Here is a 7,238-nt window from a genome sequence, read left to right as displayed (position 1 = left end):
GCCACCCTCCGGGCGAAGCGGCTGCCGAAGTACGCCCCGCCGGTCATCGCCGTCGCGGCCGTCGCCGTCGCCGCCGCCGCCGTGTACGGCACGAGCATCGGCGGCCCGGTGCTCGTCGTGGCCGTCGCCGCGCTGCTCTACCTGGCCGGCCTCTTCGCCGCCGCCAACGCCGTCGAGGGGCGGCGCTCGGCCCGCAACCGCACCTGGAGCGCGCTGATCCACTCGGCGTTCGTGCTGGCCGTGCTGCCGCTGGCCTCCGTGGTGTGGACGCTGGTCAGCAAGGGCTTCGACCGCCTCGACGGCAACTTCTTCGGCACCTCGATGAACAACATCGGGGCTCGGGATGCCAACGGCGGCGCGTACCACGCGATCGTCGGGACGCTGGAGCAGGTCGGCATCGCCGCGCTGATCACCGTCCCGCTCGGCATTCTCTGCGCGATCTACGTGGTCGAGTACGGCCGGGGCCGGTTCGCCTTCGCGATCCGGTTCTTCGTCGACGTGATGACCGGCATCCCGTCCATCGTCTCCGGCCTGTTCGTGCTGGCCTTCTGGGTGCTGGTCGTCTCGCCGGTGTTCAACGACGGCCGGCCGGGCTTCTCCGGCTTCGCCGCAGCGCTGGCACTGAGCGTGCTGATGCTGCCCACCGTGGTCCGCTCCACCGAGGAGATGCTGCGGCTCGTCCCCGCGCCGCTGCGCGAGGGGGCGTACGCCCTCGGCGTGCCGAAGTGGAAGACCATCCTGCGGGTCGTGCTCCCGACCGCGCTGCCCGGCATCGTCACCGGCGTCATGCTCGCCATCGCGCGGGCGGCCGGCGAGACTGCGCCGGTGTTGCTCGTGGCCGGCGGCGGCGCGGCGATCAACATCAACCCGTTCGAGAACAACCAGTCGTCACTGTCTCTCTTCGTCTACCAGCAGGCGGGCGACGCGTCGAAGTACGCACCGGCGCGCGCCTGGACGGCGGCGCTGACCCTGGTCACCCTCGTGCTGATCCTGACGATCGCGGCGAAGCTGCTGGCTCGCCGGAACCGGCTCGGCCGATGAATCCCGGAGGTACCACCATGGCCAAGCGCGTCGACGCCTCGAACGTCACCGCCTACTACGGCGCCTTCAAGGCGATCGAGAACATCAACCTGACCGTCGAGCCGAAGACGGTGACCGCTCTGATCGGGCCGTCCGGCTGCGGCAAGTCGACCTTCCTGCGGTCGATCAACCGCATGCACGAGGTCCTGCCGGGCGCCCGCGTCGAGGGCGACCTCACCATCGACGGGCAGAACATCTACGACCGCGACGTGGACGTCACCGCCGTACGCCGGATGATCGGCATGGTCTTCCAGCGGCCCAACCCGTTCCCCACGATGAGCATCTACGAGAACGTGGTGGCCGGGCTGCGGCTCAACGGGGTACGGAAGAAGTCCATCCTGGACGAGGCGGCCGAGAACTCGCTGCGCTCGGCGAACCTCTGGGACGAGGTGAAGGGCCGCCTCGGCAAGCCGGGCGCGGGCCTGTCCGGCGGCCAGCAGCAGCGGCTCTGCATCGCCCGCACGATCGCCGTCGAGCCGCAGGTGGTGCTGATGGACGAGCCGTGCTCGGCGCTGGACCCGATCTCCACGCTGGCGATCGAAGACCTGATGTTCCAGCTCAAGGACAAGTTCACCATCATCATCGTCACGCACAACATGCAGCAGGCCGCCCGCGTCTCCGACCGCACGGCCTTCTTCTCGATCGAGAAGACCGGGGACCCGGGCCGCCTCATCGAGTACGACAACACCCAGAAGATCTTCAGCAACCCGAGCCACAAGAAGACCGAGGACTACATCACGGGCCGCTTCGGCTGAGGTGCAAGGAAGGGCCCCCTGTTAACGCATTCTGTTGTACAGGGGGCCCCTTCCTATGTACAGGGGGCCCCTTCCTAACCAGCACCACCCCGGGCGGGCCGCGCCAGGGGTCAGGGCAGGTTGCCGTCGCCGCCGAGGTTGGCGACGATCCGGCGCAGGACGTCGATCGTGGCGGCGTACTCGTCTGCGGTGATGCCGGCCCGCACCCGCTCGTGGACCCGGGACGTGCGGTCGCGGGCCCGCAGCCGGCCGGCCTCGCCCGCCTCGGTGAGCCGGAACGCCCCGGCCTCCTCGGTCAGCCAGCCGCGCCCGACCAGGTCGTCGAAGACGCCGTCGACGTCCGTGCCGAGGTCGTCGTACGGCGTCAGCCGCTCGGCGAGCGTCGCCCGGCCCCAGCGGCCTGGGTCACCGGCGACGTGGTTGAGCGTCCACCAGTGCGGCTGGGTGAGCCGCTCGACGGCCAGCGCCGCGCGGATCTCCCCCACCACCCGGCGGTAGGTCTCCCCGCTCCACCAGCCGATCGGCTGCGCGGCGAGCTCCTCCTTGCGGTACTCCCTGACCTCCATCGTGGACCCCTCCCCGTCGGCGAACCATCCCGCTGGGCGGGCCGGCACGCCCACGCTAGGAGTTAAAGCCGCCTTCAGGTCAAGGGCGCTCAGCCGAGCACGAAGCGCGGCTCGCCGTCGGCGGGCAGGTCCAGGCGGGGGGTGACCGGGGTCGCGGCGTCGCGGGTGGCGGACGCGCGGGCCACCCCGGCCAGGTCGCCGGCGGCGGCCACCTGGGCCAGCGTGACCAGGGTCGGCGGCAACATGGTCAGCTCGCCGGCCTCCGCCCGGGCCAGGGCGTCCGCCGGCCGGACCCACATGGTGTGGTCGGCCTCGCCGGAGACGTCCCGGGTCCGCTGGCCCAGCGGCAGGAGCGCCACAAAAAAGTACGTGTCGAAGCGGCGCGGCTCGAACTCCGGGGTGACCCACCGGCTCCACGGCAGCAGCAGGTCCGACCGGAGGGTGAGCCCCCGCCCGGCGAGCAGCTCGGCGAAGCCCCGTCGGCGTGCCTCCAGGTCCTGCCGCGCGGCTTCCCAGTCGTCCCCGCTGACGTCGCCCACCACGGTCGCCGCGTCCGGGCCGGCCAGCAGCACCCCGGACTCCTCGAAGACCTCCCGGGCGGCGGCGCACACCACCGCCTGGGCGACGTCCGGCGCGAGGCCCAGCCTCCCGGCCCAGCCCGCCGGCTCGGGCCCGGCCCAGTCGAGGTGGGCCGCGGAGTCGGACGGGTCCACCCCGCCGCCGGGGAAGGCGTACACGCCGCCGAAGGCCATCGTGGCGACGCGGCGGATGACGTACACCTCGAAGTCGACGCCGGCCGGGCGCAACAGCAGCACGGTGGCCGCGACCCGGGGCCGCGCCGGCGTGCCGCCCTCGGCGCGGAACCGGCGGGCGTTCTCGACCAGGGCCGGCGGGGCGGCGAAACCGTGCCTGTCGATCGTCATGCGCCGAGCCTAGTCCCGCAGGGTGGATCGGCCGGTCCGGCGGCGGTGGGGGGTCGGCCCACATCCCGCTAGCGTGGGCGCATGACACGTTGGGGGATTCTGGCCACCGGCCACATCGCCGGCCGCTTCGCCGACGACCTGCGGTTCGTGCCGGGGGCCGAGTTGGTCGCGGTCGGCTCGCGGACGCCGGAGGCGGCACGGTTGTTCGCCGAGAAGCACGGCGCGCAGCGGGCGTACGGCTCCTGGGCGGAGCTGGCCGCCGACAACGAGGTGGACGCGATCTACGTGGCCACTCCGCACGCGGCCCACCACGAGGCCACGATGACCTGCCTGGCGGCGGGCCGGGCGGTGCTGGTGGAGAAGCCGTTCACCCTCGACCTGGCCGACAGCACCGAACTGGTCGAGGTCGCCCGCGCCCGGGGGGTCTTCCTCATGGAGGCCATGTGGATGCGCACGAACCCGCTGATCCTGCGGGTGGTCGAGCTGCTCGCCGACGGGGCGATCGGGCAGGTCACCAGCGTGCAGGCCGACTTCGGGGTGGCCGGGCCGTTCGCGCCGGAGAGCCGGATGCGCGCCCGGGCGCTCGGCGGGGGCGCCCTGCTCGACCTGGGCGTCTACCCGGTCAGCCTGGCCCACCTGCTGCTCGGCCTCCCGCAGCACGTGCGGTCCTGGGCGAAGATCGGCCCGGAGGGCGTGGACGAGAACACCGGCATCGTGTTCGGCTACGACTCGGGGGCGGTGGCGACGCTGAGCTGCGGCATGATCGGGGCCACCCCGGTGGTCGCCTCGATCACCGGCACCGCCGGCCGCATCGACCTGCCCGCGCCGTTCTTCCGGCCGCCGTCGGCGACCCTGCACCGGGCCGGCGCGGAGCCGGAGACGATCCCCGCCGACCTGACCGGCGATGGCTACCAGTACGAGGCGATCGAGGTGCAGCGCTGCCTCGCGGCGGGGCTGACGGAGAGCCCGCTGGTGCCGCACGCCACCACGCTTGAGGTGATGGGCCTGCTCGACGACATCCGCGAGCAGATCGGCGTGCACTACAAGTGAGGTGCAAGGAAGGGCCCCCCTGTTAACGCATTCTGTTGTACAGGGGGCCCTTCCCGACCGCCGGGGCCGACCAGCGCGCGGGCCGCAGCGCGCCGGATCGGCGGGCCGGGCGGCGGGCGGCTGTCAGCCGAAGATCGGGCGGACCAGCAGGTAGGTGACGCAGGCGATCAGCGCCGCCGCCGGGAACGTGACGATCCAGGCGACCACGATGTTGCCCGCCACGTTCCAACGCACCGCGGAGAACCGCTTCGTCGCCCCCACGCCCATGATCGCCGAGGTGATCGTGTGGGTGGTGGAGATCGGCACCTTGAGCACCAGGGCGTTGAAGTAGAGCACCGCGCTGGCCACCGTCTCGGCGGCGAAGCCCTCCGGCGGACCCAGGTCGATGATCTTGCGACCCAGCGTCCGGATGATCCGCCAGCCACCGGCGTACGTGCCAGCCGCCAGCATCGCCGCCGAGGTCCAGAACACCCAGCCGGGAATGTGGGTCTTGTCGTCCTGGAAGCCGCCGGTGTAAAGGGCGAGAACCACGATGCCCATGGTCTTCGCGGCGTCCTGCATGCCGTGGCCGACGGACATGGCCGCCGCCGAGGCGGTCTGCGCCCAGCGGAAGCCCCGGTTCAGCTTGCCCGGCTGCCCGTTGCGGAACAGCCACAGGATCGCCAGCATCATCAGGTAACCCAGGGTCAGACCGACGAGCGGCGAGAGCACCATCGGCAGTAGCACCTTCTCGCCGATGTTGACCCACTGCACCACGCCGCCGGTGGCCAGCAGGGTCGCCCCGACCAGGCCGCCGAACAGCGCGTGCGAGGACGACGACGGCAGGCCGAAGTACCAGGTGATCAGGTTCCAGGCGATCGCGCCGAGCACCCCGGCGAAGACCACCCCCAGGCTCTCGATGCCGGTGGGCAGGGTGACCAGGCCGTCGCCGACGGTCTTGGCGACCCCGGCGCCGAAGTGGGCGCCGACGAAGTTGCCGACCGCGGCGAGGGCGAGCGCGACCCGGGGTGTCAGGGCGCGGGTCGAGACGCTTGTCGCGATCGCGTTGGCGGCGTCGTGGAAGCCGTTGGTGTAGTCGAACACCAGGGCCACCACGATCACCGCCAGCACGGCGATGAGTTCGGAACTCACAGGATCAGGACTCCTTGACCGCGATTGTCTCGACGGTGTTGGCCACGTGCTCGAAGGCGTCGCAGGCGGCCTCCAGCTCGTCGGCGACCTCCTTCATCTTGAGCACCGTCAAGGCGTCGTACTCGCCGGAGAAGAGGCGGACCAGGAGCATCCGGTACGCCTGGTCGCCGTCGTTCTCCAGCCGGTTGCACTCGATCCAGTAGTCCTCGAGGTCCTTCATCGACCTCAGCCGGGGCATCGCCTCGGCGGTCAGCTTGGCCTGCTGGTCCAGCACGTTGACCAGCTCGTGCAGCTCCCGTGGCAGCGCCGGCAGCTTGGTCAGCCCGTACAGGTAGAGCAGGTTGCCCACGGCCTCCAGGTGGTCCATCACGTCGTCGAGCAGCGAGCCCAACCGGTAGATGTCCTCCCGGTCGAACGGGGTGATGAAAGTAGAGTTGATCTTCTTGTACAGGTCGTGGGTGATCTGGTCGCTGTCATGCTCGACCTCGGTCAGCCGCTCGCTCACCGACTGCACGTCGACGCCCGGCAGGGCCAGCTCGTTCAGCAGCTCGGTACCCCGCACCAAGTTCTGCGCGGCCCTGGTGAAGAGCTCGTAGAAGGCGCCCTCGGTGGGGCGGAAGGAAAACTTCACAGCCTGGACCTCGTCGTGTCGGTGGAAGGGTGGCGGACGCCCGGGGGTGCCTGCAACGGGAATGCTAGGAAACAGCGGAACCGCTAATTCGTCGGCCCACCCCTGGCCAGCCGTCATTCATTGGTCGTTCACCTGCCGTTCATCTGAATCCGGTCAATCGCCGCGCAACCGCCTACGCTCCGCCGCCACGTCGAAGTCCGCCGGCGGATACCCGAGATCGAGGTCGTCGAACGTCTCCCGGAGCAGGTGGGCCACCGCCCAGTCCCGGTACCACTTCCGGTCCGCCGGTACCACGTACCAGGGCGCGGCGTCCGTGCCGCACCGGCTCAGGGCCTCGGCGTACGCCGCCTGATAGTCGTTCCAGCGCTCCCGGGAGTCGAGGTCGCTCGGCTGGTACTTCCAGTGCTTCGTCGGGTCCGTCAGCCGCGCCAGCAGCCGCTCGCCCTGCTCGGCGTACGAGATGTGCAGCATGACCTTGACCAGCCTCACCCCGGCGTCGGTCAGCTTCCGCTCGAAGGCGTTGATCTCGTCGTACCGGGCCCGCCAGACAGCCTCCGCCACCAGCGACTCCACCCGGGCGATCAGCACGTCCTCGTAGTGCGAGCGGTTGAAGACCCCGACGTACCCGGGCGGCGGCAGCGCCCGCCGGATCCGCCACAGGAAGCCGTGCCGCCGCTCCCGCGCCGTCGGCGGGCCGAACGAGCGGATGTGCAGCCCGAGCGGGTTCATCGCCCCGGCCACCCGCCGGATCGTGCCGTCCTTGCCGCCGCAGTCCATGGCCTGGAGCACCAGCAGCACCCGCTCGGGTCGGCCCCGACCCGACCCGGCGTCGGCGACCGTCGGGGTGCCGGTGGGGACGCCCGGACCGGCCGCGCCCTTCGCGGCGGCGTACAGCATCTCCTGCTGCCGCCCCAGGGCCGCGCCGAGCAGCCGCGCCTGCTCGCGCGCCCACGCCTTGCGGCCCTTAACGGGCCGGTCTCGGCGATCTGCGTGGCCGCCGGTGCGGCGCCGACGATCGCGAGCATCGCCGCAGTCGGCGGCGGACGCCGGCAGCCCGGGCGTCGAACGGGGGTCGATCGCCGCCAGGTCGACGGCGTCCCCG

At 71.5% G+C, this 7,238-nt stretch carries 8 protein-coding genes; 3 read left to right on the top strand and 5 right to left on the bottom strand.

Annotated features, from left to right (window positions below):
• Together pstA and pstB are read left to right on the top strand one after the other, a co-directional pair.
• Nucleotides 1-1,041: phosphate ABC transporter permease PstA (gene pstA / locus E1258_RS27965; RefSeq protein ID WP_132406389.1), on the top strand; the 1,041-nt coding region annotated here is incomplete at its 5' end.
• A gap of 17 nt (nucleotides 1,042-1,058) precedes the next feature.
• Nucleotides 1,059-1,835, top strand: a complete 777-nt coding sequence (pstB, locus tag E1258_RS27960) for a phosphate ABC transporter ATP-binding protein PstB (RefSeq protein ID WP_007073243.1) — start codon at nucleotides 1,059-1,061, stop codon at nucleotides 1,833-1,835.
• Between the two features lie 110 nt (nucleotides 1,836-1,945).
• Here the strand turns inward: pstB and E1258_RS27955 are convergent, their stop codons facing one another.
• Together E1258_RS27955 and E1258_RS27950 are read right to left on the bottom strand one after the other, a co-directional pair.
• The gene (locus E1258_RS27955; protein ID WP_132406387.1) at nucleotides 1,946-2,401 is read right to left on the bottom strand and encodes a MarR family transcriptional regulator; all 456 of its coding nucleotides are present in this window, start codon (nucleotides 2,399-2,401) and stop codon (nucleotides 1,946-1,948) included.
• An 89-nt stretch (nucleotides 2,402-2,490) separates the two neighbouring features.
• Nucleotides 2,491-3,324, bottom strand: coding sequence for an NUDIX domain-containing protein (locus E1258_RS27950; RefSeq protein WP_132406385.1), 834 nt, complete (start codon nucleotides 3,322-3,324; stop codon nucleotides 2,491-2,493).
• An 81-nt stretch (nucleotides 3,325-3,405) separates the two neighbouring features.
• On the opposite strand from E1258_RS27950, the gene E1258_RS27945 reads away from it, so the two are divergent.
• Nucleotides 3,406-4,374 carry a Gfo/Idh/MocA family protein gene (locus E1258_RS27945; protein WP_132406383.1) on the top strand — a complete coding sequence of 323 codons (969 nt, stop codon included), beginning with the start codon at nucleotides 3,406-3,408 and terminating at the stop codon, nucleotides 4,372-4,374.
• Between the two features lie 123 nt (nucleotides 4,375-4,497).
• On the opposite strand, the gene E1258_RS27940 is transcribed toward E1258_RS27945, so the two are convergent.
• The 3 genes from E1258_RS27940 to E1258_RS27930 form a co-directional block, all read right to left on the bottom strand.
• Nucleotides 4,498-5,505 carry an inorganic phosphate transporter gene (locus E1258_RS27940; RefSeq protein ID WP_132406381.1) on the bottom strand — a complete coding sequence of 336 codons (1,008 nt, stop codon included), beginning with the start codon at nucleotides 5,503-5,505 and terminating at the stop codon, nucleotides 4,498-4,500.
• A gap of 4 nt (nucleotides 5,506-5,509) precedes the next feature.
• The gene (locus E1258_RS27935; protein WP_036373192.1) at nucleotides 5,510-6,136 is read right to left on the bottom strand and encodes a DUF47 domain-containing protein; all 627 of its coding nucleotides are present in this window, start codon (nucleotides 6,134-6,136) and stop codon (nucleotides 5,510-5,512) included.
• Nucleotides 6,137-6,289: 153 nt separating this feature from the next.
• A partial coding sequence (locus E1258_RS27930) for a PPK2 family polyphosphate kinase (protein ID WP_132406379.1) occupies nucleotides 6,290-7,238 on the bottom strand: 949 nt, incomplete at its 5' end.

The organism is Micromonospora sp. KC207 (assembly GCF_004348615.1).
In the GTDB taxonomy this organism is placed as follows: Bacteria; Actinomycetota; Actinomycetes; order Mycobacteriales; family Micromonosporaceae; genus Micromonospora.
Note: the sequence above shows the minus strand (reverse complement) of the source record. Positions and strands in the feature narration are given on the sequence as shown.

Coding starts and splice junctions, on each gene's coding strand:
- E1258_RS27955 (WP_132406387.1), bottom strand. CDS start 2,401: ATGGAGGTCAGGGAGTACCGCAAGGAGGAGCTCGCCGCGCAGCCGATC.
- pstB (WP_007073243.1), top strand. CDS start 1,059: ATGGCCAAGCGCGTCGACGCCTCGAACGTCACCGCCTACTACGGCGCC.
- E1258_RS27945 (WP_132406383.1), top strand. CDS start 3,406: ATGACACGTTGGGGGATTCTGGCCACCGGCCACATCGCCGGCCGCTTC.
- E1258_RS27950 (WP_132406385.1), bottom strand. CDS start 3,324: ATGACGATCGACAGGCACGGTTTCGCCGCCCCGCCGGCCCTGGTCGAG.